Here is a 26,254-nt window from a genome sequence, read left to right as displayed (position 1 = left end):
GCATGCGCCGCGTCGTTATCACTGGTCTGGGCATCGTTTCGTGCCTGGGCAATGACAAAGCTACTGTCACCGAAAGCCTGCGCAACAGCCGTCCAGGTATCCGTTACAACCCGGAATACAAGGAACAAGGGCTGCGTAGTCAGGTGTCCGGCTCCATCGACCTCAACCTCGAAGAACTGATCGACCGCAAGGTGTTCCGCTTCGTCGGCCATGCCGCCGCCTATGCCTACCTGGCCATGCAGGACGCCATCAAGGATGCCGGCCTGAGCGAAGAGCAGGTCTCCAACCCGCGTACCGGCCTGGTCGCCGGTTCCGGTGGTGCGTCCACGCTGAACCAGATGGAAGCGCTGGACACCCTGCGCGAAAAAGGCGTCAAGCGCGTCGGCCCCTATCGCGTCACCCGCACCATGGGCAGCACCGTTTCGGCTTGCCTGGCCACGCCGTTCAAGATCAAGGGCATCAACTATTCGATCTCTTCGGCGTGCGCCACCAGCGCACACTGCATCGGCACCGCGCTGGAGCAGATCCAATGGGGCAAGCAGGACATCGTCTTCGCCGGTGGCGGCGAAGAAGAGCACTGGAGCCAATCGTTCCTGTTCGACGCGATGGGCGCATTGTCGACCAAGCGCAACGACACGCCGGAACTGGCTTCGCGCGCTTACGACGCCGACCGTGACGGCTTCGTCATCGCCGGTGGCGGCGGCATGGTCGTGGTCGAGGAACTCGAGCACGCCCTGGCCCGTGGCGCCAAGATCTACGCCGAAATCGTCGGCTACGGCGCCACCTCCGACGGCTACGACATGGTCGCGCCAAGCGGCGAAGGCGCCATCCGCTGCATGCAGCAGGCGCTGTCCACGGTCGATACCCCGATCGATTACCTCAACACCCACGGCACTTCCACCCCAGTCGGCGATGTCGCCGAGATGAAGGGCGTACGTGAAGTGTTCGGCGACAAGGCACCGGCCATCAGCTCGACCAAGAGCCTGTCCGGTCACTCGCTGGGCGCCGCAGGCGTGCACGAGGCGATCTACTGCCTGCTGATGATGGAAAACAACTTCATCGCAGGTTCGGCCAACATCGACGAACTGGACCCTGCGGTCGCCGACCTGCCGATCCAGCGCACCACGGTCGAAAACGCCAAGATCGACACCGTGATGAGCAACAGCTTCGGCTTCGGTGGCACCAACGCCACCCTGGTGCTCAAGCGCTGGCAGGGCAAGTGATACTGTAGGCAGCTCCTAGAAACGCCCCGGCTGGTTAGTAATGCTGTTCATTTGAGCGATTAGGGCAGCTCCGCAGCCCATCGCGGCTGAAGCCGCTCCTACAGGGAAATGAGTAACCTGTAGGAGCGGCTTCAGCCGCGATGGGCCGCAGAGCTGCCCCAGTGATGCGACAAAGCTCAACTGAACAATATTACCAATCGGTTCGGGGCGTTCTCGTTTCTGCGGTTAGCCTGGCGGCTGTGCGTCAACGACCCTTGGGCAACAAAGCGATGAAGTTTTCACGCGCAACCTTGTTGGCCACCGCCTCGGGCAAGGCATCGAGGAAGAGATCGAAGCCCTTCATCTGCTCGCCGATGCTGTCGAAACGTCCCACCACGTCGGAGCCGAGCATGAACCGGTCCGGAAAACGCTGGACCAGATCGATCCAGCCCTGCCGTGGCTTGCCCTGCTTATCCAGCAGATAGGGTTCGAGCACGCTCCAAGACAAGTCGACATACAGGTTCGGGTAGGTTTCGAGCAGCCGCGTCAGGGTCGGCAGCAGGAATTTCATCTGCGTCTGATGGCGATGGATCTCCATGCTGCTGCCGGCATGGGCCCAGATGAAGCGCGTGGTCGGATGGTCGCGCAGCGGTTGCTCGATTTCCTCGAGGTACAGCGCGTTGCGCTCGCGCTTGGAGGTGATGTTGGAGTGCACCAAGACCGGCAGGTCGCGTTTGCCGGCCAGGGTGTAGATCAGGTTCATCGCCTCGTTGTTGGCCCTGGGTGTGTCTCCACTGGTCAGCGCCGTAAGGTCATCGTGCCGGGTAAAGACTTCGCCGATGCCTTGCCACAGCCCTGGGTACAGGTCGAGCATGCGTTCGATGTGCTTGGCCGAGTTCTTGTCGACCGGGTTGAAGCCGCTGAGAAACGGATGGAAACGCTGACGCTGCTCCGGACTCAAGGCCTGCAGGGCGGCAGCGACGTATACATCAGTGGCGCTGTACCAGTAGGCGCTAGCGTCATCGCCTGCGTAGTAACGCGGCCGCTTGGGCTCGTCTTCATGCCATTTCTTGGCGACTGGAATACCGGAGATCATCGACTGATCGACACCCGCCTCGTCCATGGCCTTGAGCAACGCGGGCATGCCTTCGGTTTCCTGGAAGAAGTCGACGTAGTGCAGGTGGGCGTCGGTATAACGGTACTCGCGCGCCAGGCAGGGTTGCGACAGCAGGCCGGTACAGATCACGGCGGCGAGCGCTCTGGCGATCATGGCGGGGGCTTCCTTCATCGAATTGAAGCCCGATAGACCCGTGCCTGACGCTCAGGGTTCAGCCCTACCCCGCCCTACGCGCCGGCCCGGTGGTAATGGGCCGGCGCCTGGGGACGAACGCTTGAACGATCAGCGTGCGAACACCTCGTCCAGCAGGTTGTACATGGCTGCGAACGCCCGCTCTGACACCTTGCGGTTGTACTGGTTCTTGCCCGGCACGTTGGCATCGGGATCGGTGAACGAATGCACCGCGCCACCGTAGCTGGTCAACTGCCAGTCCACATCGGCAGCCGACATTTCCGCCTCGAAAGCTGGCAATTGCTCTTTGGGCACCAAGGGGTCCTGGGCACCGTGCAGCACGAGTACGGCACCTTTGATGTGCTTGGCGTCGTCCTCGTCCGGGGTATCGAGCGTGCCATGGAAAGAGATCGCCGCCTTCAGGTCCGCTCCGCTACGCGCCTGTTCCAGCGCACAGCAGCCGCCGAAACAGAAACCGAAGGCCGCCACCTTGCCCGGCGCCAGCACCACCCGGGATTGCCCCAGCAACTGCGCCAGCGCTTCGTTCATGCGCTTGCGCAGCTCATTGCGGTCGTCCTTGAGGGGCATCATGGCTGCCAGCGCTTCGTCGGCGTTGCTCGGGCGCAGCGTCTGCCCATACAGGTCGACCAGCAACACCACGTAGCCGCGGCTGGCGACTTCCTGGGCAATGCGTTCGGCCCCCGGGGTGACACCCATCCAGTTCGGCGCCATGATCAGCGCGGGCCGCGGCAGGCCGTCCTGGGCATAGACCAGACGGCTTTCGAAGGTCTGCCCGGAACAACGGTAGGTCAGTGATTCGGTGATGACCTTGCTCATGTACTTCTCCTGTGTATTCACGTCGCGGCCGCCCCACAGCGTGTGCCGGCCCCATGAAAAAAGCCCGCCGAAGCGGGCTTTCGTACAGACGCATCAACTCAAGCAGACAGCTCGACCAGCAGCTTGTTCAGACGGCGCACGTAGGCCGCCGGGTCTTTCAAGCTGTCGCCCGCAGCCAGGGCAGCCTGGTCGAAGAGGATGTGCGACAGCTCGGCGAAGCGGTCTTCGCTCTGCTCATGGTCGAGCTTCTCGATCAACGGATGGCTCGGGTTGAATTCGAAGATCGGCTTGGAGTCCGGTACCTTCTGCCCGCTCGCCTCGAGAATCTGGCGCATTTGCAGTCCCAGGTCCTGCTCGCCGATGGCCAGGATCGCCGGCGAATCGGTCAAGCGGTGCGACACACGCACTTCGGCGACACTGTCGCCCAGAGCGGTTTTCAGGCGCTCCACCAGGCCTTCCTTATCCTTGGCGACTTCCTCCTGCGCCTTCTTGTCTTCCTCGGAATCCAGGGCGCCCAAGTCCAGATCGCCGCGCGCGACGTCGACGAACTGCTTGCCATCGAACTCGGTGAGGTAGCTCATCAGCCACTCGTCGATGCGATCGGTCAGCAGCAGCACTTCGATGCCTTTCTTGCGGAAGACTTCCAGGTGCGGGCTGTTCTTGACCTGCGCGTAGGACTCGCCGGTGAGGTAGTAGACCTTGTCCTGACCTTCCTTGGCGCGTGCCAGGTAATCGGCCAGCGACACATCCTGCTCGCCGTTGTCGCCCTGGGTAGAAGCGAAGCGCAGCAGGCCGGCGATCTTTTCCTTGTTGGCGAAGTCTTCGGCCGGGCCTTCTTTGAGCACCTGGCCGAAGTTTTTCCAGAAGCCTTTGTATTGCTCAGGCTCGTTCTTGGCCAACTTCTCCAGCATGTCCAGCACGCGCTTGGTCAGCGCGGTTTTCATGGAATCGATGATCGGGTCTTTTTGCAGGATTTCCCGCGACACGTTCAGCGACAGGTCGTTGGAGTCGACCACGCCTTTGATGAAGCGCAGGTACAGCGGCAGGAACGACTCGGCCTGATCCATGATGAACACGCGTTGCACGTACAGTTTCAAGCCGCGTGGCGCTTCGCGCTGGTACAGGTCGAACGGCGCGCGGGCCGGCACGTACAGCAACGAGTTGTACTCCAGCTTGCCTTCGACCTTGTTGTGGCTCCAGGTCAGCGGGTTTTCGAAGTCGTGGCCGATGTGCTTGTAGAACTCCTGGTATTCCTCGTCCTTGACCTCGGAACGCGAACGCGTCCACAGGGCACTGGCGCGGTTGACGGTTTCCCACTCCTGCGCCGGTGCCTCTTCGCCCTCGGCGGCTTCGGCCTGCTCCTTGGGCAGCTCGATCGGCAAGGCGATGTGGTCGGAGTACTTCTTGATCACGTTGCGCAGGCGCCAGCCATCGGCGAACTCGTCTTCACCGGCCTTGAGGTGCAGCACGATGCGGGTACCGCGCGCGGGCTTGTCGACGGTCTCGACTTCGAAGTCGCCCTCGCCTTTGGAAGACCAGTGCACACCCTCGGCGGCCGGCTGGCCGGCGCGACGGCTGAACACGTCGACCTTGTCGGCGACGATGAAGGCCGAGTAGAAGCCCACGCCGAACTGGCCGATCAGGTGCGAGTCCTTCTTCTGGTCGCCGGTGAGGTTCTTCATGAAGTCGGCGGTGCCGGACTTGGCGATGGTGCCCAGGTGGGTGATGACGTCCTGGCGGCTCATGCCGATGCCGTTGTCTTCCAAGGTCACGGTATTGGCCGCTTTGTCGAAGCTCACGCGGATCTTGAGCTCCGAATCACCTTCGAGCAGCTCGGGCTTGGCCAGGGCTTCGAAGCGCAGTTTGTCGGCCGCGTCGGAGGCGTTGGAGATCAGCTCACGCAGGAAGATTTCCTTGTTCGAATACAAGGAGTGAATCATCAGGTGCAGCAGCTGCTTCACTTCGGTCTGGAAGCCCAGGGTTTCCTTTTGAGTATCCACACTCATGGTCTTCAAAACTCCAATTGGTTGGGGCAAGTCGCCGTGACGGCCAAGGCCTGCTTTCAGGGCGGGATGTCCAACAGATGGGGGCTGGGTCGGGCATTTCAAGGGGCGGCTTTTTACAACCGCGTTAGAATCCATCGAAGCGTACGTGCGCTTGGGGCGCGCGCCCTGAGCCAGCGTGAGGTGCCAACAAGGTCGCAATAAAACGGACATCCGCCCCTGTGCGTTATTCAACAAGACCTGCAGCTGTGCCTTCACGACAACAGGCTGTTTATCTGAAATACCCTTGGAACTTCTTTCACAGGGCACAACTCGAAGCAACAAGTCACTTATTCACCCACGGAGATACACAATCATGCGTAAACCTTTTGCTTTTGCTCTGATGTTGGCCGCTACCCTGGGCCTGGCCGCTTGCGATAAAGCCAGCGAAGACAAAGCCCAGGACGCACAGGAGCATTCCCAGAACGCTCAGGAAAAAATGAACGACGCTCAGGACAAGGTCAACGACGCGAACGAAGAGAAGGCCAAAGCTGCTGCCGACCAGGCCGAAGCCCAGCAGAAAGCCGCTGAAGAAGCGCGCGACGACGCTACGCCTGCTACCACTGCACCGAACACCACCGTTCCTGCAGAGCCTGCCAAGCAGTAATTGCCTGGCGGTAATAAAAACCCGGCGATGCCGGGTTTTTTTATGCGCCGATTTAAACCGATTGTGTTTACGACTGCCCTACTGCCGCGTCTTTGGCCGTGTCGTTCGGCACACTTTCGGTGGCCGTGAACACCATCACTTCGAGCACATCGGAATGGAATTCGCGCCGATACAGAATCAGCACTACACCGACGGTGGTCAGCATGAACATCCAGGGGCTGATGAACCAGGTCAACAGCGCCATTGCGAAGTAATAAGCCCGCAGTCCCAAGTTGAACTGGTTGGCCGCCAACGACAACACACGTGCTGCCCTTGCCGCATAAGCGTTGCGCTGCTGCTCGCTGACCTGCCGCTCGCCGATCATCGGCGCCGAACCCACCACTACCGCCGCGAAATTGTATTGGCGCATGCACCAGCTGAAGGTGAAGAAGGCATACACGAAGACCATGGCCAGACACAGCAACTTGAGCTCCGAGATACCTTGTGAGGCCGGCTGCACCAAAGGCAGGTCGGCCAACAGCGACAGGGCTCGATCAGTGGCACCGAGCACGGTGAGGATGCCGGCCAGGATGATCAGCGTGCTGGAAGCGAAGAACGAGGCGTTGCGCTCCAGGTTGCCTATCACGCTGGCATCGGCGATACGGTTGTCGCGCAGCAGCATACGCCGCATCCAGTCTTCCCGGTACAGGTGCAGCACACTGGCCAGACACGCAGTGTCCCGCGCTTTCCAGAGGGCATAACGGGTATAGCCGCCCCAGGCCAGGGCGAACCAGCAGACGGCCAGCACGTGGCTGAGGTTGTTTTCGATGAACGTCATGGGGCGGCCTCGAACGATGAACGATGCACAGTTATAGACCGCTGTTCGACGTTCGCTGTGGCAAAAAGGCACGCTTTTGCGCGCAGATAAAAAACCCCGCAGCACACTGCGGGGTTTCTTCACATCGAGCAAGCGGTCATGAATCCCGGCTTGCCAAGGGGCTTCAGGCCAAGGCTTCTTGCGACTGACCGAGCATGCGATCCACCGCGAAACACACCACCAGGGCGGCCAGCGAAGGCACCAGCCAGGCCAGGCCCTGCTCGCTCAGCGGCAGGTTGGCGGCGAAGTCCGGCAGGTAATGCGCCAGGCTGCTGCCTTTGATGGCGTCGATGATGCCGAATACCAGCGATACCAGCATCACCGGGCCGAGCACGCGCGCTGGCGAATTGAACAGGCCTTTGACGAAGCTCAAGGCCACCATCACGATGCAAGGCGGGTAGATCGCCGTTAGCACCGGAATGGAGAACATGATCAGCTTGGTCAGACCCAGATTCGACACCAGCAACGAGAAGCCGGCCAGAATCACCACCAGCGCACGGTAGGACACCGGCAGAATCTGACTGAAGTACTCGGCGCACGCGCAGGTCAGGCCGACGGCCGTGACCAGGCAGGCCAAGGCGATCAGCACTGCCAGGAAGCCGCTGCCCAGCGAGCCGAAGGTGTGCTGCACGTAAGCGTGCAATACCGCGGCGCCATTGCTGGCCCCCATGGCGATGTCGTGACTCCCCGCACCCAGGCGGAACAGGCTGATGTACACCAGCGCCAGGCCCACCCCGGCGATCAGGCCGGCGATGATGGCGTAGCGAGTGATCAGCTTGGGCGACTCGACGCCACGCGAGCGGATGGCGTTGACGATGACGATGCCGAACACCAGCGCGCCCAGGGTATCCATGGTCAGGTATCCGCTGATGAAGCCCTGGGAGAACGGCGAAGCCACGTAGGCCTGCTGCGCATCACCGATGTCGCCTGCCGGCAATGCGAAGGCGGCGATGCCGAGCGCGGCCAGGGCGACGATCTTCAGTGGCGCCAGGAAGCGGCCCACGGTATCGAGCAGCTTGCCGGGATACATCGACACGGCCAGCACGATCAGGAAGTAGACCAGGCTGTAGATGAACAACGCCAGCGGGCTTTCACCCGTCAGCGGCGCCACACCCACCTCGAACGAGACGGTGGCGGTGCGCGGAGTGGCGAACAGCGGGCCTACCGACAGGTAGCACACCGCTGCCAGCAAGCCGCCGAAGAACTTGCCGATCGGGCTGCTCAGCGCGTCCATGCCGCCACCGACCTTGGCCAGCGCGACCACGGTGATGACCGGCAGGCCCACGGCCGTGACCAGGAAGCCCAAAGCGGCCATCCACACGTTGGGGCCAGCTTGCAGACCGACGATGGGCGGGAAGATGATGTTGCCCGCGCCTACGAACAGGGCGAACGTCATGAAGCCAAGCGCCAGGATGTCCTGGCCTTTTAACACTTTCATTTAGGGAAGTACCACACTGCTGAAATCGGGAGTCGAGAAGGGATTGCCCTAGGGATGAGGGAAATGCTGCCCGGCGTGATGAGCCAGACCCGTTTAGCGTGTCGGTCCCTTTTGGGGATCGGGCACAAAATGGCGCGTAGGTTAACCAATTTGCCGGGAAAACACACGGCGCCCCGCCACCCTGTCCGATAGGCGACTGTTCTTGTCGTCTAAACGACCAGACGTGTAGGAAAGTTACCCGCCTAATGGTCCAACGTCTGTACGAAAATTCCTATGCTGTCGATCGGCCAGGTGTATGACCTGCAAAAACACAAAAACCACCCGAAGGTGGTTTCTGTGCCGCGTGGGGGCGTCAGCGTATTAGCGCTTCACTTCCCAACCGGTCAGCTCGGCCAAGGCCTTGCCGATGTCGGCCAGGGAACGCACGGTTTTCACACCGGCGTCTTGCAGAGCGGCGAATTTTTCGTCCGCAGTGCCTTTGCCGCCGGAGATGATGGCGCCAGCGTGGCCCATGCGCTTGCCCGCAGGCGCGGTAACGCCGGCGATGTAGGAAACGACTGGTTTGGTGACGTTGGCCTTGATGTAGGCAGCCGCCTCTTCTTCAGCCGAACCGCCGATCTCGCCGATCATGACGATCGCTTCGGTCTGCGGGTCTTCCTGGAACAGCTTGAGAATGTCGATGAAGTTCGAGCCTGGGATCGGGTCGCCGCCGATGCCCACGCAGGTCGACTGGCCGAAACCGGCGTCGGTGGTCTGCTTGACCGCTTCGTAGGTCAGGGTGCCGGAACGCGATACGATACCGACCTTGCCTGGCAAGTGGATGTGGCCGGGCATGATGCCGATCTTGCACTCGCCCGGGGTGATGACGCCTGGGCAGTTAGGGCCGATCAGGGTCACGCCCAGTTCGTCGCACTTGACCTTGGCGTCCAGCATGTCGAGGGTCGGGATGCCTTCGGTGATGCAGACGATCAGCTTGATGCCAGCGAAGGCCGCTTCCAGGATCGAGTCCTTGCAGAACGGTGCCGGAACGTAGATGACCGAAGCGTCGGCGCCGGTGGTTTCGACGGCTTCCTTGACGGTGTTGAACACCGGCAGGCCCAGGTGGGTGGTGCCACCTTTGCCTGGGGTCACGCCGCCGACCATCTTGGTGCCGTAGGCGATGGCTTGCTCGGAGTGGAAGGTGCCCTGCGAGCCGGTGAAGCCCTGGCAGATGACTTTGGTGTCTTTATTGATCAGGACGCTCATTACTTGCCCTCCGCAGCTTTGACAACTTGTTGAGCAGCGTCGGTCAGGCTGGTTGCAGCAATGATGTTCAAACCGCTTTCTGCCAGTACTTTGGCGCCGAGTTCAGCGTTGTTGCCTTCCAGACGGACGACAACCGGTACTTTCACGCCGACTTCCTTCACCGCGCCGATGATGCCTTCGGCAATCATGTCGCAACGAACGATACCGCCGAAGATGTTGACCAGAACGGCCGCGACATTGCTGTCGGACAGAATGATCTTGAAGGCTTCGGTTACGCGCTCTTTGGTTGCGCCGCCACCTACGTCGAGGAAGTTGGCTGGCTTGCCGCCGTGCAGGTTGACGATGTCCATGGTACCCATGGCCAGGCCGGCACCGTTGACCATGCAGCCGATGTTGCCTTCCAGCGCGACGTAGTTCAGTTCGAACTTGGCAGCGTGGGCTTCACGGGCGTCGTCTTGCGACGGGTCGTGGAAGGTCTTCAGCTTGGGCTGACGGTACATGGCGTTGGCGTCGATGTTCAGCTTGGCATCGAGGCAGTGCAGGTCGCCGTCGGCCTTGATGACCAGCGGGTTGACTTCCAGCAGGGCCAGGTCATGGTCCTGGAACAGCTTGGCCAGACCGACGAAGATTTTCGCGAACTGGGTGACTTGCTTGCCTTCCAGGCCCAGCTGGAAAGCCAGCTCGCGGCCCTGGAACGGCTGTGCGCCGACCAGCGGATCGATGGTCGCCTTGATGATCTTCTCGGGGGTTTCGTGCGCGACTTTCTCGATGTCCACGCCACCTTCGGTGGAAGCCATGAACACGATGCGACGGCTCGAACGGTCTACCACAGCGCCCAGGTACAGCTCTTTGGCGATGTCGGTGCAGGATTCGACCAGAATCTTGGAAACGGGCTGGCCGTTCGCGTCGGTCTGGTAGGTCACCAGGTTCTTGCCCAACCATTGTGCGGCGAACGCCTTGGCGTCTTCCTTGCTGCGAACCAGCTTGACGCCGCCCGCTTTACCGCGACCGCCGGCGTGGACCTGGGCTTTGACGACCCACTCCGAACCACCGATCTTGTCGCAGGCTTCTGCTGCAGCCTCAGGGGTATCGACTGCGAAACCCTTGGATACTGGCAGGCCATACTCAGCGAACAGCTGTTTGCCCTGATACTCGTGAAGATTCATGCTTTTTACCGTCTTCGTTAGGTACTGCGCTTCGGCGCTGCGCCGTTTCCGGTGCCGCGCCACCTGTGACCCTCAGCCCCCGGGTGATCCCGGTGGCCTGGTCCGGCGAACGTTCCGCGGTGAGTCGTGCACGCAAGACTCACGACGGGCAGCCCGCCGTGGTTTCTTATAGTTAACGCTTCTTACGGTTGGCGACGTGGATGGCACCGCCATTCACGGCCAGTGCAGCTTCGTGCAAGGCTTCGGACAGGGTCGGATGGCTGAAGACCATCATGCCCAGGTCCTCGGCGCTGGTGCCGAATTCCATGGCGATCGCGCCCTGCTGTACCAGTTCGGCAGCCGATGGGCCGATCACGTGCACGCCCAGTACGCGGTCGGTCTTGGCATCGGCGATGACCTTGACGAAACCGCCGGTGTCGTTGGCCGCCATGGCACGGCCGCTGGCTGCGAACGGGAAGGTACCGACATTCACTTCAACGCCTTCGGCCTTGAGGGTCTGCTCGGTCTTGCCCACCCAGGCGATTTCCGGGTGGGTGTAGATCACGGACGGGATCAGGTCGTAGTTCATCTGGGCCTTGTGGCCCTTGATGCGCTCGACGACCATGATGCCCTCTTCCGAGGCCTTGTGCGCCAGCATCAGGCCGCGCACCACGTCACCGATGGCGTATACGCCCGGGACGCTGGTGGCGCACTGGTCGTCGACGTAGATGTAGCCACGCTCGTCGATGTTGACGCCCGAATCGGAGGCCAGCAGCTCGGTGGTGACCGGACGACGGCCCACGGCCACGATCAGACGATCGAAGACGATCTTCTGTTCGCCGTTGGCATCGGTGTAGGTGACTTCGACTTCGTCGCCATTGACGCTGGAGCCAGTGACGCGCGCGCCCATCTTGATGTCCAGACCTTGCTTGGTCAGGATTTTCTGGGCTTCCTTGGAGACTGCGGTGTCGGCCGCCATCAGGAAGGTGTCCAGCGCTTCGAGCACGGTGACCTGGGCGCCAAGGCGCGACCAGACCGAACCCAGCTCCAGGCCGATGACACCGGCACCGATCACGCCCAGACGTTTGGGCACGCTCTGGAATTCCAGGGCACCGGTGGAGTCGACGATGACTTTCTGGTCGACCGGCGCTGGTGGAATGTCGATCGGGCGCGAGCCGGAAGCCAGGATCACGTTGTCGGCTTCGACGATCTCGGTGCTGCCGTCGGGCTTGGTGACTTCGACTTTCTTGCCGGCCAACAGCTTGCCGTGGCCTTGGATCGAGGTCACGCCGTTGGCCTTGAACAGGGTCGCAACGCCGCCGGTGAGGTTCTTGACGATGTTGGCCTTGCGGCCGACCATCGCCGGCACGTCCATTTTCACTTCGCCAGTGGAAATGCCGTGAACGTTGAAGCTCTCCTTGGCTTCCTTGTACTTCCAGGAACTGTCGAGCAGCGCCTTGGAGGGAATGCAACCGACGTTCAGGCAGGTACCGCCCAGCGCCAGCTTGCCTTCGCCATCGGTGTATTTTTCGATGCAGGCAGTCTTCAGACCGAGTTGGGCGGCCTTGATGGCGGCCACGTAGCCGCCAGGACCTGCACCAATCACAACAACGTCGAATTTCTGGGTCATAAAAGATTCCTTAATCAGCTTCAAGCTACGAGCCACCGGCCGCAAGACTACAGGCTTCTACATGAAGCTTGTAGTGTGCGGCGGGCAGCTCGGGGATTAGATGTCCAGCAGCAGGCGAGACGGATCTTCGAGCAGGTTCTTGATGGTGACGAGGAAGGTCACGGCCTCCTTGCCATCGATCAGACGGTGGTCGTAAGACAGCGCCAGGTACATCATCGGGCGGATGGCCACTTGGCCGTTGACCGCCATGGGGCGCTGGATGATGTTGTGCATGCCGAGAATCGCGGCTTGCGGTGGGTTGACGATCGGCGTCGACATCATCGAACCGAAGGTACCACCGTTGGTGATGGTGAAGGTGCCGCCGGTCATCTCTTCGATCGACAGCTTGCCGTCGCGGGCCTTCTTGCCGAAGGTGGCGATGCCGTTTTCGATTTCGGCCAGGCTCATGGATTCGGCGTTGCGCAGTACCGGCACCACCAGGCCACGATCGCTGGACACGGCCACACCGACGTCGGCGAAGCCGTGGTAGACGATGTCGTTACCGTCGATCGAGGCGTTGACGGCCGGGAAGCGCTTCAGCGCTTCGGTGGCAGCCTTGACGAAGAACGACATGAAGCCCAGACGTACACCGTTGTGGGTCTTCTCGAACAGGTCCTTGTACTTCGAGCGCAGGGCCATGACTTCGGTCATGTCCACTTCGTTGAAGGTGGTCAGCATGGCCATGTTCGACTGGGCCTCGACCAGGCGCTCGGCGATCTTGGCGCGCAGGCGGGTCATCGGCACACGCTTCTCGGTGCGATCACCGGCAGCGGTGACGACCGGGGCAGCGGCGGCGGCAGGCTTGGCAGCGGGCGCTGCGGCCGGCGCGGACTTCTTGTTGGCGATGGCGGCGACCATGTCTTCCTTGGTCACGCGACCGCCTTTGCCGGTACCGGAAACGGTAGCCAGATCGATGCCGTTTTCTTCGGCCAGCTTGCGCGCGGCAGGTGCGGCGACCGGATCGTCTTCACCGGCATCGCTGCCGGCGGCGGCTGGAGCGGCACCCGGTGCGGCGGCACCCGGTGCGGTGGCACCCGGTGCGGCGGCCGCCGCAGGGGCAGGCGCTGCGGCGCCACCTTCCACGATAGAACCCAGCACTTCGTCGGACAGGACGGTATCGCCCTCGCCTTTGACGATGTCGCCCAGCACGCCGTCGGCGGTGGCCAGCACTTCCAGAACGACCTTGTCGGTTTCGATGTCGACGATCAGCTCGTCACGCTTGACGGCGTCGCCCGGCTGCTTGTGCCAGGTGGCGACGGTGCCGTCGGCGACCGATTCCGGGAAGGTTGGGGCTTTGATCTCGATAGCCATTAGCAGTGTTTCCTTAAATTCGGTTTCAGTGCGCGAAGCGTTAGACGGTGAACGCGGCGTTCAGCAATTTCTCTTGCTGCTCGGCGTGGATGGAAGCGTAACCACAGGCAGGCGCGGCAGACGCGTCACGGCCGGCGTATTCGAGGGTCAGCGCCTGGTTGTGGCGACCCAGAATGCGACGCATGTGATGCTGGCTGCTATACCAGGCGCCTTGGTTCATCGGCTCTTCCTGACACCACACGGCGGCCTTGAGGTTGGTGTACGGCGCCAGAATCTCGACCAGATCGTCTTCCGGGAACGGATACAGCTGCTCCAGACGCACGATGGCGATGTCTTCACGGCCTTCGGCACGGCGTTTTTCCAGCAGGTCGTAGTAGACCTTGCCGCTGCACAGCACGATGCGCTCGACCTTGGACGGATCCAGGGTATCGATTTCCGGGATCACGGTCTGGAACGAGCCTTCGGCCAGATCTTCCAGGGTCGAGATGGCCAGCTTGTGGCGCAGCAGCGACTTGGGCGTCAGCACCACCAGCGGCTTGCGCAGCGGACGGATGACCTGACGGCGCAGCAGGTGGTAGATCTGGGCTGGCGTGGTCGGTACGCACACCTGGATGTTGTGCTCGGCGCACAACTGCAGGTAACGTTCCAGACGCGCGGAGGAGTGCTCCGGCCCCTGCCCTTCGTAGCCATGTGGCAGCAGCATGGTCAAGCCGCACAGACGGCCCCACTTGTGCTCGCCGCTGGTGATGAACTGGTCGATCACCACTTGCGCGCCGTTGGCGAAGTCGCCGAACTGCGCTTCCCAGATCACCAACGCATTGGGCTGGGTGGTCGAGTAACCGTATTCGAACGCCAGGACGGCTTCTTCCGACAGCAAGGAGTCGTAGAGGTCGAACTTCGGCTGGCCCGGATAGAGGTTCTGCAACGGCAGGTAGGTGCTGGCGTCCTTCTGGTTGTGCAGCGCCGCATGGCGGTGCGAGAAGGTGCCGCGGCCCACGTCCTGGCCGGTGATACGGATCGGGTGGCCTTCGAAAATCAACGTGGCGTAGGCCATGGTTTCGGCGTAGCCCCAGTTGATCGACAAGCCGCCAACCTGCATCTTCTGGCGGTCTTCGTAGATCTTCGACACCTGGCGCTGCACGACGAAGCCTTCCGGCAGTTCGAGCAGCTTGGCCGACAGGTCCTGCAAGGTCTTGAGGTCGAAACGGGTGTCGTGACGCGCGGTCCAGGCGTGGCCCAGGTACGGACGCCAGTCGACGAACAGTTCGCGGTTCGGCTCCTTGACCAGGCTCTTGACCACGTGCAGGCCGTTGTCCAGTGCGTTGCGGTACTCGTCGATCTTGGCCTGGGCGCGCTCGGCATCGATGCGACCGGCCTGGATCAGTTTCTCGGCGTACAGCTCGCGTGTGGTGCGCTGCTTGGTGATCTGCTGGTACATCAGCGGCTGGGTGCCGCTCGGCTCGTCGGCCTCGTTGTGGCCGCGACGGCGGTAGCAGACCAGATCGACGACCACGTCACGCTTGAACTGCATGCGGTAGTCGATGGCCAGTTGGGTGACGAACAGCACGGCTTCCGGATCGTCGCCGTTCACGTGCAGGATCGGCGCCTGGATCATCTTGGCGACGTCGGTGCAGTACTCGGTGGAACGCGAGTCCAGCGGGTTGCTGATGGTGAAGCCGACCTGGTTGTTGATGACGATGTGCACGGTGCCGCCGGTCTTGAAACCGCGGGTCTGCGACATCTGGAAGGTTTCCAGCACCACGCCTTGGCCGGCGAAGGCCGCATCGCCATGGATGGAGATCGGCAATACCTTGTCGCCGGTCTTGTCGTTGCGGCGGTCCTGACGGGCGCGCACCGAACCCTCGACCACGGGCGAGACGATTTCCAGGTGGGACGGGTTGAACGCCATGGCCAGGTGGACTTCGCCGCCGCTGGTCATCACGTTCGACGAGAAGCCCTGGTGGTATTTCACGTCACCCGAGCCCAGCTCGTTCATCTTCTTGCCTTCGAACTCGTCGAACAGCTCGCGCGGGCTCTTGCCGAAGGTGTTGACCAGCACGTTGAGGCGGCCACGGTGGGCCATGCCGATGACCACTTCCTTGGTGCCGTAGGAGCCGGAGCGCTGGATCATCTCGTCCAGCATCGGGATCAGGCTCTCGCCACCTTCAAGGCCGAAACGCTTGGTGCCGGGGTATTTGGTGCCCAGGTATTTCTCCAGGCCCTCGCCGGCAGTGACGCGCTCGAGCAGGTGGGCCTGCACGTCAGCGGAGAAATCAGGACGGCCACGCACGCTTTCCAGACGCTGCTGGAACCAGCTGCGCTGCTCGGAATCGACGATGTGGGTGAACTCGGCGCCGATGGTGCGACAATATGTCTTCTCCAAGGCCTCCTGGATTTCGCGTAGGCTCGCCTCCTCTTTGCCGATGAACAGGTCGCCGGCACGGAAGGTCGTATCGAGATCGGCACTGGTCAAGCCGTAGTGATTGATCGACAGGTCTACGGGCACGGGACGCTGCCACAACCCCAAGGGGTCGAGCTTGGCAGCCTGATGACCGCGCATGCGATAGGCCTGGATCAGTCGCAGTACTTCAACCTGCTTCTTCTCGTGTTCACTGCTCACGCTCCCGGCGGAGACCGGTTGGGCGCGGCGCTGGTTCTTTGCCAGTAGCACGAAATGGTCGCGGATCGTCGAGTGCGATACGTCGGTAGCGGTGCTGCCGTCGGCGGGCAACTTCTGGAAGTAGGTGCGCCACTCTTCTGGCACAGCGTTAGGGTCGTGCAGGTAGAGTTCGTAGAGCTCTTCCACATATGCAGCGTTACCACCTGAAAGGTGGGCGCTATCCCACATGCGCTGCATCACGCTTTCTTGCATGCTTGGTCACCCTCGGTTAGGGGACTGATCGGCAAGCGCCTCGATGTTCGTGGCAAAGCCCAATACCGCGGCCGAACCACGCTACCGAAGATCCTGCAGATTTTCCGGGTACCAGCCCGGAAGCCCCTGCTGGTCTCATATCTTCATAGGTAAGAGCGCGAGCCTTGTCAGCTCTTGCCCGAGTTTCACTTCGATGCGGGCCTTGCGACCCGCACGTCGGTGTCTTGCGGTTGCATCTATTGCTGGATCAGGTACCGCTGTGCAGCAGCATGTTGCGCACGTGGCCGATCGCCTTGGTCGGGTTCAGACCTTTCGGGCAGACGTTCACGCAGTTCATGATGCCGCGGCAGCGGAACACGCTGAACGGATCGTCCAGCGAGGCCAGACGCTCCTGGGTCTTGGTGTCGCGACTGTCGGCCAGGAAACGGTAGGCCTGCAGCAAGGCGGCGGGGCCGAGGAACTTGTCGGGGTTCCACCAGAACGACGGGCACGAAGTGGAGCAGCAGGCGCACAGGATGCACTCGTACAGCCCGTCGAGCTTCTCGCGCTCTTCCGGCGATTGCAGACGCTCGATGGCAGGCGCCGGCGTATCGTTCTGCAGGAACGGCTTCACCTTCTCGTATTGCTTGTAGAAGATGCTCATGTCCACGACCAGGTCGCGGATCACCGGCAGGCCAGGCAGTGGGCGAACCACCAGCTTGTTGCCCTTGACCACGGCCGACAGCGGCGTGATGCAGGCCAGGCCGTTCTTGCCGTTGATGTTCATGCCGTCGGAGCCACAGACCCCTTCGCGGCAGGAACGGCGGTAGGAGAAACCTTCGTCCTGTTCTTTGATCAGCGCCAGCACGTCCAGCACCATCAAGTCCTTGCCACCGGTGTCGACGTCGAACACCTGAGTCTTCGGCGCCGAATCGGTATCCGGGTTGTAGCGATACACTTCAACTTTCAACATGTCGGCCACCTCTTAGTAAGTCCGGACTTTAGGCTCGAAGGCCGGTACGGTCTTCGGCGCGAAATTGACGCCGCGCTTGGCTACGCGCTTCTCACCCGGGTAGTACAGGGTGTGGCACAGCCAGTTCTCGTCGTCGCGGTCCTCGAAGTCTTCACGGGCATGGGCACCGCGGGACTCTTTACGCGCTTCGGCCGCAATGGCGGTCGCTTCGGCAACTTCCAGCAGGTTTTGCAGCTCCAGCGCTTCGATGCGCGCGGTGTTGAACGCTTGCGACTTGTCATTGATCTTGACGTTGGCGATTCGTTCACGCAGATCCTGCAGCTGGGCGATACCCTTCTGCATGTATTCGCCGGTGCGGAACACGCCGAAGTAGTTCTGCATGCAGCTTTGCAGTTCGCGCTTGAGGGTAGCCACGTCTTCGCCGGTGGTGCGCTCGTTGAGCTTGGCCAGACGGTTCAGCGCGACATCGACGTCGGTGTCGCTGGCATCGCGGTATTCGATACCTTCGCTCAGCGCCTTCTCCAGGTGCAGACCGGCGGCACGACCGAACACCACCAGGTCGAGCAGCGAGTTGCCGCCCAGGCGGTTGGCGCCGTGGACCGATACGCACGCCACTTCACCCACGGCGAACAGACCCGGAATGATGTGGTCGACGCCGTCGGCGTCCATGGTGATGGCCTGGCCATGAATGTTGGTGGCCACGCCGCCCATCATGTAGTGGCAGGTCGGAACGACCGGCACCGGAGCGACCACAGGGTCGACGTGGGCGAAGGTCTTGGACAGCTCGCAGATGCCTGGCAGGCGGCTGTGCAGCACTTCCTCGCCGAGGTGGTCGAGCTTGAGCAGTACGTGGTCCTTGTTCGGGCCCACGCCGTTGCCGGCGATGATTTCCTTGACCATGGAACGGGCGACCACGTCGCGGCCGGCCAGGTCTTTGGCGTTCGGCGCGTAGCGCTCCATGAAGCGTTCGCCGTGGGCGTTGATCAGGTAACCACCCTCGCCGCGGCAACCCTCGGTGACCAGCACACCGGCGCCGGCGATGCCGGTCGGGTGGAACTGCCACATTTCGATGTCCTGCACCGGCACGCCTGCACGCAGCGCCATGCCGACACCGTCGCCGGTGTTGATCAGGGCGTTGGTGGTCGAGGCGTAGATACGGCCAGCGCCGCCGGTGGCCAGTACGGTGGCCTTGGCCTTGATGTACAGGGTTTCGCCAGTTTCGATGCAGATGGCGATCACACCCACGAACGCGCCGTCCTGGTTCTTCACCAGATCGACTGCGTAGTACTCGTTGAGGAACGTGGTGCCGGCTTTCAGGTTGCCCTGGTACAAGGTGTGCAGCAGCGCGTGACCGGTACGGTCGGACGCGGCGCAGGTACGGGCCGCTTGGCCGCCCTTGCCGAAGTCCTTGGACTGGCCACCGAACGGACGCTGATAGATGCGGCCGGTTTCGGTACGCGAGAACGGCAGACCCATGTGGTCCAGCTCGAACACGGCGGCCGGGCCTTCCTGACACATGTATTCGATCGCGTCCTGGTCGCCGATGTAGTCGGAGCCCTTGACGGTGTCGTACATGTGCCAGCGCCAGTCGTCGTTCGGGTCGGCCGAGGCGATGGCACAGGTGATGCCGCCCTGGGCGGACACGGTGTGCGACCGGGTCGGGAAGACCTTGGTGATCACGGCAGTCTTGTGACCGCCCTGGGCCAGCTGCAGCGCTGCGCGCATGCCGGCGCCGCCGCCACCGATGATGATGGCGTCGAAGGAAATAGTAGGAACACTAGCCATGAATCAGATACCCCAGAGAATCTGTACACCCCAGACGAAGTACGCGAACATCGCGACGCCGCAGACCGCCTGGAACAGGAAACGTACCGCCGTGGCCGATTTGCCCAGCGCCATCGGCGTCAGGTAGTCGGTGGCAATGGTCCACATGCCGACCCAGGCGTGAGCGCCGAGGGCCACGAGGGCAAGCAGACTGAAGATACGCATCGCATTGTGGGAGAACAGCGCGTGCCACTGGGCATAGTCGATGCCCGGGTGCGCGACGAGGTATCCGATCAGGAAAATGAAATAAGCCGCGAGAACGACCGCAGAAACACGCTGCGCCATCCAGTCATAGAGGCCCGAACGCGAAAGGTTCGTGACGTTGGTTACCATATCCAAACTCCTGCCAGCACGATCAGCACCACGGAAATGGCGATGATGATTTTCGAGCCCAGCTTTCCGCCTTCCAGCGTTTCACCGACGCCCATGTCCATGATCAAGTGGCGCACACCGGCAACCAGGTGATACAGCAGGGCAGACAGCAAGCCCCACGCCACGAACTTGGCCAGCGGGCTGGTCATGTATGCCTTCACTTCGTCGAAGCCATCTGCCGACTCGAGCGAGTTGGACAATGCATAAAGCATGATGCCCAGGCCGAGGAACAGAATGATGCCGGAGACGCGGTGAAGAAATGACGTTACGCCGGTAATGGGGAGTTTGATGGTCCTTAGGTCTAGGTTTACAGGTCGTTGGCTTTTCACGGCTTTTTTCACACTGAAGAGCCCCTAGCAAGCAGGGCAAAGTTGTTGGTAAGTGTACTGGTCAGGTACCCACCATTCAGAGAGCACGACACCCATCGAAGCGGGCCAGGGAAAGCCCTTGGGAGTCGGCTGCCGAGTATAGACAGTTAGGCTGCTCATGACAACGTGAGGGACTCGCCCAAAGAGCGCATTGCCATCTGCCCGCAAAAGGCGTAAACGGGCGGGAAATCCCTGAAAAAACAAGGCTTGAGCGAGGTTTCAAGCAGCCTTTAGGCAAATTGACATATGAATTTATCCCTCTATAGTGGTGCGGGCCCTGCGTGGGGGGTCTGTCAGATGATTTCAAGCATTAATAGGAGGCCACATGGCTGACAAAAAAGCGCAGTTGATCATCGAGGGCACTGCCCCCGTCGACCTGCCGATTTTAACCGGCACCGTGGGTCCAGATGTCATCGACGTCCGCGGGTTGGGGGCATCCGGCCACTTCACCTTCGACCCAGGCTTCATGGCAACCGCCGCCTGCGAGTCGAAGATCACCTACATCGACGGTGACAAAGGCGTGTTGTTGCACCGGGGTTATCCCATCGAGCAACTGGCCGAGAAGTCCGATTACCTGGAAACCTGCTATCTGCTGCTCAACGGCGAATTGCCCAATGCCGAGCAGAAAGCCAAGTTCGTCAGCAACGTCAAGAACCACACCATGGTTCACGAGCAGTTGAAAACCTTCTTCAACGGTTTCCGCCGCGACGCCCACCCCATGGCCGTGATGTGCGGCGTGGTCGGCGCGCTGTCGGCCTTCTACCATGACTCGCTCGACATCAATAACCCGCAGCACCGGGAAATTTCCGCCGTGCGTCTGGTCGCGAAGATGCCGACCCTCGCCGCGATGGTCTACAAGTACTCCATGGGCCAGCCCATGATGTACCCGCGCAATGACCTGACCTACGCCGAAAACTTCCTGCACATGATGTTCAACACCCCGTGCGAGATCAAACCGATCAGCCCGGTGCTGGCCAAGGCCATGGACCGCATCTTCATCCTGCACGCCGACCACGAGCAGAACGCGTCCACGTCCACCGTACGCCTGGCCGGTTCGTCCGGAGCCAACCCGTTCGCCTGCATCGCCGCCGGCATCGCCGCGCTGTGGGGCCCGGCACACGGCGGCGCCAACGAAGCCGTTCTGACCATGCTCGATGAAATCGGCGATGTGTCGAACATCGACACCTTCATCGCCAAGGCCAAGGACAAGAACGATCCGTTCAAGCTGATGGGCTTCGGCCACCGCGTGTACAAGAACCGCGACCCGCGTGCCACCGTGATGAAGCAGACCTGCGACGAAGTGCTGCGCGAGCTGGGCATCAAGGATGATCCGCAGTTGGAACTGGCCATGCGCCTGGAAGAGATCGCCCTTACCGATCCGTACTTCATCGAGCGCTCGCTGTACCCGAACGTCGACTTCTACTCGGGGATCATCCTCAAGGCCATCGGCATTCCAACCAGCATGTTCACCGTCATCTTCGCCTTGGCGCGGACCGTCGGCTGGATCTCGCACTGGAAGGAAATGCTCTCCAGCCCGTACAAGATCGGCCGTCCGCGCCAGCTGTACACCGGCGAGCAAAAACGCGACCTCACCGAGCTGAACGACCGCACCTAAGCTGTCTTCGGCATCGCTGGCCCGTCGATGCGGGCCAAACGAAAAAGCCGGAACCCGATGAGGGTTCCGGCTTTTTCATTGCCCGGCCGCTCAGGGCCGCTCGACGCGCTCACGCAGGTGCTTGAGGGTATTGAACGGCGCATCGACCACGAACTTGTTGGCCAGCCAAGAAGGCACGCTGCCGCCCGGCTCGGTATGCACCTGATAGGTGACGCGGGTGCCCCCGCCTTCAGGCACCATCTTCCAGAACCCCTCCACTTGAGCCACACGCACGAAGCCTTTTTCTTCCGGCAGCAACGTGGGCGCCTCCTCGATCTGTCGCGTCACGCTGCCATCGGCGCCTTTGGAGGTGGTGATGCGCAACACCGAGTCGCGCGGGGTCACCGGCCAGGGCGTGTTGAACTGGGTGTAGGTCCAGGTCTGGTCGCCTTCGTGCTTGAGCAGTTTCTGCATCTTGCATTCATGCACCCAGGCGCAGGCGCCGGCGACGTCTTCCTGTACGGCGAGCACCTTGGCCAACGGCGCCTTGATGAGCGTTTCCCCTTTGTAGGCTTTGTACTTGGAGCCGGCCACTTCGCTCAGAGACACCTTGATCCCCTCCTCGTCCTTGGCGACCTGCCAGGTTTGCGCCTGGGCCAGGGGTGCCAGCAATGCGCCGATGCCACACAGCAGAGCAATACGCTTGATCGATCTCATCATGTTGTTCCTTATTGTCGATGATCCACTCGCTTACGCCGCCGTGACTTTCTCCAACCAGCCGATGATCCTGATCGCGTCTTCCCGGTCAGTGCCGCACACCTCAGCCTCGGCCTTGAAACCACCGCATACCGCAGGTCGCTCGGGCAGCCCGAACAGGCCGCACAGGTTGACCACGGAAAGGTGCAGGCAGCGCACGCCGGCCGGTTTGCCGTTGGGCATGCCGGGAATGGCGGAACTGATGGACGGGGCGATGCAGCAGGCGCCGCAGCCCTCACGGCAATTCATGGACGATCGAACTCCTGGAAAAAATGGCGAGCGTGGCCTGGATAGTAGCGGCTCAAACGGACGTTTGAAATTACCGATCAGCAATAACCTGCCGTGACCGAGCAGTCAGTTCAGCAGGTTCATGCTGAGCGCCATAGGCCTATTGACGGAATTGAAACTCGATGGCGGCGCCTTCGAGGTCGCGGCGGCTGTCATTGCGCAATTGTAATTGCATTTCGTTGCTGATCAGGCGCCCATTGAGCTGGAAGCTGCTGTCGTTGCCATTGGGCGTGTCCGGGAACATGGCGGGCAGCAGGGGCGTTTGCACGGTTTTTGCCGTCGGCGAGGTGTCCACCTCTGGCTTGAGTTGCTTGACCATATCTTTGGGCAAACTCAAATCGATTCGGTCGGGCACGCGGGTACCGGTGTCCTTGGCAGCCGCTTTCGCAGCCGTGCGATGCTTTCTGACTGGCTTCCTGGCCTTGGCTTTGGCCTTGACCGAAGGCTTGGCCGCAGCTTTGGCCGGCGCTGCGCTCGAAGACACCGCACCGCTTGCAGGCTGCGCCGACGACTGCGCCGCCTGCACGCTGTGCACGGTCAGCCCAAGCGGTGCCAAGAGGAGCACCCATGCGATACGACGTAGAATTTCCATCGGCAACCATACCGTGATAGCGATGTGGACATGCTCCACCTTACCCAACGGCCTGACAAGCCTGCATCGCATCCACAAAGCCTCGAAACCCAACGGCACTGCATGAAGCAGCCCAGCTGTTCTCAAGACGTTTCGGGCAGTGAACGATACAGCGTGCCGGCGGCCTCCTTGCACAGCTGTTGGGCCAGCAGGCCCAGGGTAATGACTGCACGCTCGGACTCGTTGTTCCATGGAATGCCGCAATTGAGGCGGATGCAGTGGTTGAATTGCTCGGTGTTGCTGAAAATCAGGCCAGGCGCGATGCTGATGCCCTGCTCCAGCGCCCGCACATGCAGCTCTTGCGTGTTGACGCGCCCCGGCAGGCTGACCCACAGAATGAAGCCCCCGGTGGGCCGCGTCATCTGCGTCCCCTCCGGAAAATGCTGTTGCACGGCCAGTTGATAGGCGCTGAGATTCTTGCGGTATTCCTGACGGATGTAGCGCAGATGGCGGTCGTAACCGCCGTTTTCCAGGTAGGACGCCACGGCCATCTGCGTCACGCTGCACGCCGAATGAGTGGTGAAGGTCTGCAAGCGCTGCACCTCGTCCTGATAGCGCCCCGGGATCATCCACCCTACCCGCACGCCCGGCGACAAGGTCTTGGAAAAGCTCGAGCAATAGATGACCCGGTCCAGGCGATCGAACGCCTTCAAAGCCTTGGTACGCCCCTGCTCGAACATCAGTTCGCCGTAGATGTCGTCCTCGACGATCTGGATGTCGAAGTCCGAGGCCAGACGCAACAATTGCTTCTGCCGCTCTTCGGGTATGGTGCCGCCCAGCGGATTGCTCAGGCGCGCGGTCAGCACCAGGGCCTTGATCGACCATTGGTTGGCCGCCAGTTGCAAGGCTTCGAGGCTGATACCCGTGGATGGGTCGCTGGGAATCTCGATGACTTTCAAACCCAGCAGGTCGGCCAACTGCAACAACCCGTAGTAGGTCGGCGACTCGGCGGCGATCAGATCGCCGGGGCGGGTCAGCACGCGCAAAGCCATCTGCAGCGCATCCACGCAACCATGGGTGACCACCACCTCTCGAGGGTCGACCAGTACCCCGGCATCGCGCATGCGAATGGCGATCTGCCGGCGCAGCGGTTCGAAGCCGGGGCTGAACATGTAGCTGAAGGCCCGCGGGCTGTGGAAGCGCGTGACCTTGGCCAACTGCTGGTGCAAGGCACGCACCGGCAGATAGTCGACATGCGGCACGGCGGCGCCGAACGCATACACCCCATCGCGCCGCGCTTCGGCCAGCACTTGCTGGATGATGCTCGCCCGCGTCACCAACCCCGGTCGTTCGACCCGGGCGATGTCCGGTGTGGGCGCGGTCAACGCCGGAGTCTGGTGCACGTAGTAGCCCGACTGCGGGCGAGCCCGGATCAGCCCCTGGTCCTCGAGGTTGGCATACGCCTGCAATACCGTCGCATGGCTGACATTGAGCTGGGCGCTCATCTTGCGCACCGAGGGCACGCGCTCGCCCGGTTGATAGACACCGCGGCGAATGTCTTCGGCCAATTGCTGGGCGATTCGCTGGTAGAGCAACAGGTTGGTCATGGGGCGGATTCTCGGATCACGAGTGTCATTGTTCTTGTCTGGCGCAGCGCCGGCTTCAGGATACCGTAACAGTTGCAAAGTGTATGGGGACAGATGCTCGATTATTCACCTGCACAGCCGGAGACGGCCAGCTTTTGTAGCGTGTTTCGCAGCCTTTGCAGAAGCGTCCGATGGACGACCCCGCCGACCGCCCCCAAACAGCGCTTGACCGTTCGTCGCCCGAGGATAAAGTCTTGTGCGCTGGCCGCTCAGACAATGTCCTGGCAGGCCGATAGTTGAGCAGACAGGCACTGCCCGCGCGCCGTAGCGCGGCACCTCCCTTTTAATGGCAAGGTCTCGAAACATGAACCTGAAGTTTCGCCACAAGATTCTCCTGAGCGCGTGCGCGATCGTGGTCCTCGCGTTCGCATTGTTCACGCTCTACAACGATTATTTGCAGCGCAATACCATCACGCAGAATCTGGAAACTTCGATGCGCCAGTCTGGCGCCCTGACTGCCAGCAGCGTGCAGAACTGGATGAGCGGCCGCATCCTGGTGCTGGAGAACCTGGCCCAGGACATCGCTCAGCAAGGCACCGGTGACACCCTGGGCGGTCTCGTCGACCAGCCTTCCTATACCCGCAATTTCCTCTTCACTTACCTGGGGCAGGCCAATGGCGTATTCACCCAGCGCCCCGATGTGACCATGCCGGCCGACTACGACCCGCGCAAGCGCCCTTGGTACGGCGCCGCCGCCCAGGCCGGCCAGACCGTGCTGACGCCGCCATATGAAGGCGCCGTGGGCGGCATGGTGGTGACCATCGCCACGCCGGTGAAAAGCAAGACCAGCAACGAACTGCTGGGCGTGGTCGGTGGCGATCTGACCCTCGACACCCTGGTGGAGATCATCAACTCGGTGGACTTCGGCGGCATCGGCCATGCCTTCCTGGTGGACCGCGAAGGCCAGGTCATCGTCAGTCCCGACAAGAGCCTGGTGATGAAGAACCTCAAAGACATCTACACCGGCACCTTGACCCTCAACGACAGGTTGCAGGACGTCTCCCTCAACGGCAGCGAACGGCTGATCACCTTCGCCCCGGTCAGCGGTCTGCCCTCTGCGCAGTGGTACATCGGCCTGTCGATCGACAAGGAAAAAGCCTACGCAGCCCTCGGCAAATTCCGCACTTCGGCCATCGTCGCCATGCTGGTGGCGGTCGTCGCCATCATCGCCTTGCTGGGCCTGCTGATCCCGGTGCTGATGCGCCCCCTGACCGTCATGGGCCGCGCCATGCGCGACATCGCCGACGGCGAGGGCGACCTCACCCGGCGTCTGGTGGTGCAGCAGCAGGACGAGTTCGGCGAAGTGGCCGAATCGTTCAACCGTTTCGTGGAGCGTATCCATACCTCGATCAGCGAAGTGGCCTCGGCGAC

The 26,254-nt window shown here is 61.7% G+C and carries 21 protein-coding genes and 1 pseudogene; 4 read left to right on the top strand and 18 right to left on the bottom strand.

What is annotated here, in order from left to right:
* The first annotated feature begins 2 nt into the window (after positions 1-2).
* Positions 3-1,223: a beta-ketoacyl-ACP synthase I gene (gene fabB, locus AA0Z93_RS16335; RefSeq protein WP_413047901.1), complete on the top strand. Its 1,221-nt coding sequence runs from the start codon at positions 3-5 to the stop codon at positions 1,221-1,223.
* Between the two features lie 244 nt (positions 1,224-1,467).
* Here the strand turns inward: fabB and AA0Z93_RS16330 are convergent, their stop codons facing one another.
* The 3 genes from AA0Z93_RS16330 to htpG form a co-directional block, all read right to left on the bottom strand.
* The gene (locus AA0Z93_RS16330) at positions 1,468-2,472 is read right to left on the bottom strand and encodes an amidohydrolase family protein (RefSeq protein WP_413047902.1); all 1,005 of its coding nucleotides are present in this window, start codon (positions 2,470-2,472) and stop codon (positions 1,468-1,470) included.
* A gap of 129 nt (positions 2,473-2,601) precedes the next feature.
* The gene (locus AA0Z93_RS16325; protein WP_413047903.1) at positions 2,602-3,327 is read right to left on the bottom strand and encodes a dienelactone hydrolase family protein; all 726 of its coding nucleotides are present in this window, start codon (positions 3,325-3,327) and stop codon (positions 2,602-2,604) included.
* Between the two features lie 98 nt (positions 3,328-3,425).
* A complete protein-coding gene (gene htpG, locus AA0Z93_RS16320; protein ID WP_413047904.1) occupies positions 3,426-5,333 on the bottom strand; it encodes a molecular chaperone HtpG in 1,908 nt (635 codons plus the stop codon).
* Positions 5,334-5,685: 352 nt separating this feature from the next.
* Here htpG and AA0Z93_RS16315 point away from each other — a divergent pair, with 352 nt between their 5' ends.
* A complete protein-coding gene (locus AA0Z93_RS16315) occupies positions 5,686-5,976 on the top strand; it encodes a hypothetical protein (protein ID WP_313740077.1) in 291 nt (96 codons plus the stop codon).
* A 67-nt stretch (positions 5,977-6,043) separates the two neighbouring features.
* On the opposite strand, the gene AA0Z93_RS16310 is transcribed toward AA0Z93_RS16315, so the two are convergent.
* The 11 genes from AA0Z93_RS16310 to sdhC form a co-directional block, all read right to left on the bottom strand.
* Positions 6,044-6,793 (bottom strand): DUF599 domain-containing protein, encoded by a 750-nt coding sequence (locus tag AA0Z93_RS16310; RefSeq protein WP_413047905.1) that lies wholly within the window; start codon positions 6,791-6,793, stop codon positions 6,044-6,046.
* Positions 6,794-6,956: 163 nt separating this feature from the next.
* Positions 6,957-8,270: a branched-chain amino acid transport system II carrier protein gene (gene brnQ, locus AA0Z93_RS16305; protein ID WP_413047906.1), complete on the bottom strand. Its 1,314-nt coding sequence runs from the start codon at positions 8,268-8,270 to the stop codon at positions 6,957-6,959.
* Positions 8,271-8,630: 360 nt separating this feature from the next.
* Positions 8,631-9,515, bottom strand: coding sequence for a succinate--CoA ligase subunit alpha (sucD, locus tag AA0Z93_RS16300; RefSeq protein WP_296263823.1), 885 nt, complete (start codon positions 9,513-9,515; stop codon positions 8,631-8,633).
* Positions 9,515-10,681, bottom strand: coding sequence for an ADP-forming succinate--CoA ligase subunit beta (gene sucC / locus AA0Z93_RS16295; protein WP_296263821.1), 1,167 nt, complete (start codon positions 10,679-10,681; stop codon positions 9,515-9,517). Before sucC ends, sucD begins: the two co-directional genes overlap by 1 nt.
* Positions 10,682-10,853: 172 nt before the next feature.
* Entirely contained in the window at positions 10,854-12,290 is a 1,437-nt protein-coding gene (lpdA, locus tag AA0Z93_RS16290) for a dihydrolipoyl dehydrogenase (RefSeq protein WP_296263820.1), read from the bottom strand.
* A gap of 96 nt (positions 12,291-12,386) precedes the next feature.
* Positions 12,387-13,640: a 2-oxoglutarate dehydrogenase complex dihydrolipoyllysine-residue succinyltransferase gene (odhB, locus tag AA0Z93_RS16285; protein WP_413047907.1), complete on the bottom strand. Its 1,254-nt coding sequence runs from the start codon at positions 13,638-13,640 to the stop codon at positions 12,387-12,389.
* A 40-nt stretch (positions 13,641-13,680) separates the two neighbouring features.
* On the bottom strand, positions 13,681-16,512 hold the full coding sequence (locus AA0Z93_RS16280) for a 2-oxoglutarate dehydrogenase E1 component (protein ID WP_296263816.1): 2,832 nt from the start codon (positions 16,510-16,512) through the stop codon (positions 13,681-13,683).
* Positions 16,513-16,759: 247 nt separating this feature from the next.
* Positions 16,760-17,464: a succinate dehydrogenase iron-sulfur subunit gene (locus AA0Z93_RS16275; protein WP_296263814.1), complete on the bottom strand. Its 705-nt coding sequence runs from the start codon at positions 17,462-17,464 to the stop codon at positions 16,760-16,762.
* Between the two features lie 12 nt (positions 17,465-17,476).
* Positions 17,477-19,249 (bottom strand): succinate dehydrogenase flavoprotein subunit, encoded by a 1,773-nt coding sequence (sdhA, locus tag AA0Z93_RS16270; protein WP_413047908.1) that lies wholly within the window; start codon positions 19,247-19,249, stop codon positions 17,477-17,479.
* 3 nt (positions 19,250-19,252) lie between these two features.
* On the bottom strand, positions 19,253-19,621 hold the full coding sequence (gene sdhD, locus AA0Z93_RS16265; protein WP_043863140.1) for a succinate dehydrogenase, hydrophobic membrane anchor protein: 369 nt from the start codon (positions 19,619-19,621) through the stop codon (positions 19,253-19,255).
* Complete coding sequence (gene sdhC, locus AA0Z93_RS16260) at positions 19,615-20,001, bottom strand: succinate dehydrogenase, cytochrome b556 subunit (RefSeq protein ID WP_296263809.1); 387 nt, start codon at positions 19,999-20,001, stop codon at positions 19,615-19,617. Before sdhC ends, sdhD begins: the two co-directional genes overlap by 7 nt.
* A 352-nt stretch (positions 20,002-20,353) precedes the next feature.
* Here sdhC and gltA point away from each other — a divergent pair, with 352 nt between their 5' ends.
* Positions 20,354-21,643 carry a citrate synthase gene (gene gltA / locus AA0Z93_RS16255; protein ID WP_413047909.1) on the top strand — a complete coding sequence of 430 codons (1,290 nt, stop codon included), beginning with the start codon at positions 20,354-20,356 and terminating at the stop codon, positions 21,641-21,643.
* 90 nt (positions 21,644-21,733) lie between these two features.
* On the opposite strand, the gene AA0Z93_RS16250 is transcribed toward gltA, so the two are convergent.
* The 4 genes from AA0Z93_RS16250 to AA0Z93_RS16235 all read right to left on the bottom strand — a co-directional run bounded on the left by AA0Z93_RS16250 (position 21,734) and on the right by AA0Z93_RS16235 (position 24,844).
* Entirely contained in the window at positions 21,734-22,339 is a 606-nt protein-coding gene (locus tag AA0Z93_RS16250) for an START domain-containing protein (protein ID WP_413048416.1), read from the bottom strand.
* A gap of 33 nt (positions 22,340-22,372) precedes the next feature.
* Positions 22,373-22,627 (bottom strand): YkgJ family cysteine cluster protein, encoded by a 255-nt coding sequence (locus AA0Z93_RS16245; protein WP_413047910.1) that lies wholly within the window; start codon positions 22,625-22,627, stop codon positions 22,373-22,375.
* A 139-nt stretch (positions 22,628-22,766) separates the two neighbouring features.
* Positions 22,767-23,297 (bottom strand): hypothetical protein, encoded by a 531-nt coding sequence (locus tag AA0Z93_RS16240; protein ID WP_413048417.1) that lies wholly within the window; start codon positions 23,295-23,297, stop codon positions 22,767-22,769.
* 83 nt (positions 23,298-23,380) lie between these two features.
* A complete protein-coding gene (locus AA0Z93_RS16235; RefSeq protein WP_313741244.1) occupies positions 23,381-24,844 on the bottom strand; it encodes a PLP-dependent aminotransferase family protein in 1,464 nt (487 codons plus the stop codon).
* A gap of 325 nt (positions 24,845-25,169) precedes the next feature.
* Between AA0Z93_RS16235 and AA0Z93_RS16230 the strand changes: the two are divergent.
* Positions 25,170-26,213 (top strand): annotated as a pseudogene (locus tag AA0Z93_RS16230) (cache domain-containing protein); the annotation flags it as partial.
* Positions 26,214-26,254: the final 41 nt, after the last annotated feature.

The organism is Pseudomonas phoenicis, assembly GCF_047302395.1.
GTDB lineage: Bacteria > Pseudomonadota > Gammaproteobacteria > Pseudomonadales > Pseudomonadaceae > Aquipseudomonas.
Note: the sequence above shows the minus strand (reverse complement) of the source record. Positions and strands in the feature narration are given on the sequence as shown.